3 protein-coding genes are annotated in these 2,358 nt (G+C 65.3%); 2 read left to right on the forward strand and 1 reads right to left on the reverse strand.

The annotated features are described in order from the left end of the window. The coding region (locus ABD161_RS15640; RefSeq protein ID WP_344005091.1) for a hypothetical protein at window positions 1-296 on the reverse strand (296 nt) is incomplete at its 3' end. A gap of 123 nt (window positions 297-419) precedes the next feature. Between ABD161_RS15640 and ABD161_RS15645 the strand changes: the two genes are divergently transcribed. Continuing rightward, entirely contained in the window at window positions 420-1,154 is a 735-nt protein-coding gene (locus ABD161_RS15645) for a TnsA-like heteromeric transposase endonuclease subunit (RefSeq protein WP_344005094.1), read from the forward strand. A gap of 2 nt (window positions 1,155-1,156) precedes the next feature. Continuing rightward, window positions 1,157-2,358, forward strand: a 1,202-nt coding sequence (locus tag ABD161_RS15650) for a transposase family protein (protein WP_486348027.1), incomplete at its 3' end; no start/stop codon positions are given.

The following is a 2,358-nucleotide window of genomic DNA, read 5'->3' on the forward strand; positions in this document are numbered from 1 at the left end:
CTGACGTCGACGAGCACTTCAACACCTTCCGCCTGCAGTCGTGCGACCACCTGGTCGATGATGAGGCCCTCATATCCGATGCCGATCACTCCATGCTCCTTCCGGCCCCCGCGGACCCGCGCGCGCTGTGCCCGGACTCGACAGGTCGTCGAGCACGTCCGCGCCCCGGCACGAGCGGCGAACTCTTTCCCGCAGACGCTGCACGTGTGCGTGCGGCCTCGTCGGCGGAGTTGTTCCTGGCGCACCTGAAGAGCGAGCGCATGCAGCGCCTCATCACTCCGGGCAGTCAGCTTCATGGAACGAATATATCTGTTACAAGGCGCGCCTGGGCGTGTCCTGGCGCGAGCCCCGCGTGGTGGTCGTACTCTGGCGGCGTCAGGGACTCTCCAACTGAACATCTCGTCGGGAGGGGAGAGCGGATGACGTTGAAGCACTGGGAGCCAGCCACCCAAATGATTGCGCCTCACGCGCAGCTTGAGTACGTCCTCGGTGGCGTGGATCAGCGCCGTGACTCGGCGGACGTACTCGAGGTCGCGTACGAGAGTGTCGATCGGGTTCGGACTCCGAAGTCATGGAAGCACAAGAAGAACTACACCGGCCATTACTGGGCGGCGACGACGGGCGGGCACGTGTGGTTCGAGTCGCTCTACGAGCGTGTCGCGCTCATGCAGTTGGATCGCGATCCACGGGTGGCCGCGATCTCGTCACAGCCGATGTGGATCCACTGGTCTGGCACCGCACGCCGCCACGCGCCCGACTTCTTCGTCCGCTTCCGCGACGGATCAGCTGCGGTCGTCGACGTGAAGCCGCTGGCACTCATCGAGTCCGATGACATCGAGGCGTTTGACTGGACATCGATCCTGTGCAGGGAACTCGGGTGGGACTACTTCGTCGTCAGCGACATCAGCGAGAGCGAGGGTCGCAACCTTCGGTTCCTGTCGGGCTACCGCTACGAGAGATGGCGCGATTCGGCTGCTGTCGAGGTCGTACGCTCGCATGCTGGTGAGTCCACGCGATTGTCGGAGTGGGCGAGTCTCCTGGCGAGCGTGTCGCGTCAGCCTCTTGGGGCGGTCTACTCGGCGCTATGGTGGCGCGACCTGCTGTTCGACTCGTCGCGACACTTGGCGCTGACCACGGTGGCGAAGGCGGCATGACGATGAGAGTCGGCATCGGTGCGACGCTGACCTGGGACGACGAACCGTTCATCATCATCGCGGCCGACTACCGTCACGTCACACTCCGTTCGTTGGACGCGGACTTCACGCGCGTCGTCGACGCCGATGAGCTGGTCAGGCTGACGAATGTGACGTGGCACACGGAGCGCGTCGAATCGGCGACAGGGTCGGCAGCTCGCGTCCTCGACGGGCTACCCGAACAGGAGCGACGCATCGTTGACGCGTGGGCGGAACATCTCTGCCGGGTCAAGGAGGCGGTCGACAGGGGAGAGCCAGCGAAGTACCTGTTCGAGGATGTGCGTGCGGCGATGTCGAACGTCACGTCCGTGACGTCGTTGGAGACCGTGCGCCGCAAGTTTCACCGGTACTGCGCCGAGGGTGTGATCGGGCTGGTAGATGCGCGTCACCTCAATCGCGGGAAGCGGGACATCGACGCTCGCATCGGCGCCGCGTTGAGTGAGCTCGGCGCGAAGGGCACGTCGCGGTCGTCCGGCACGACCAGCCGGACTCTCGACCGGCTGCGGTGGATGTTGGAGGAGGACTACGGCGACGCGATCGACCTTCCCAGCGAACGAACGCTCTACCGGATGGTCGCGGCGCACCCCACCGCCCGGAAGCTCAACCGCTCCGCGAAGTCGCGCCAGACGTCGGCCAACAAGCCCAGCAGAGCGTTTGGGGTGCACGGGTCGTTGCGGCCCGGCGAGCACGTACAGATCGACTCAACGGTCATCGACGTGCCCTCCCGCCTCCTCGACGGCCGACTCAACCGGGCTGAACTGACCGTAATCCACGACGTCTCATGCCGCTCGATTCTGGCAGGCGTCGTGCGCGCTGTGGCGACCAACTCCGCAGACCTCGCGGGCGTGCTCGCTCGGGCGCTCACCCCGTATGAGCTTCGACCGCCTGGGGCGCGGGAACAGCGCGAGCGGGTCGCAGCGACCTGGGCGGGGCAGTTCATGATCGACCAAGAACGGCTGGACCGCTACCGGCTCGCGCAGCCGTACATCTTCCCCGAGACGATCACGACCGACAACGGCAAGATCTACCGATCTGAGGCATTCCGCCGCGGATGCGAGAGAGCCGGGATCTCCCTGATCCACGCGTCTCACGAGACCGGCACGGACAAGCCGCACGTCGAGTCCGGGTTCGACGCCATCAAGGACGGATTCGTTCAATACCTCGA

The sequence above is a fragment of the Microbacterium paludicola genome (genome assembly GCF_039529675.1).
GTDB lineage: Bacteria > Actinomycetota > Actinomycetes > Actinomycetales > Microbacteriaceae > Microbacterium > Microbacterium paludicola.

Coding starts and splice junctions, on each gene's coding strand:
- ABD161_RS15645 (WP_344005094.1), top strand. CDS start 420: ATGACGTTGAAGCACTGGGAGCCAGCCACCCAAATGATTGCGCCTCAC.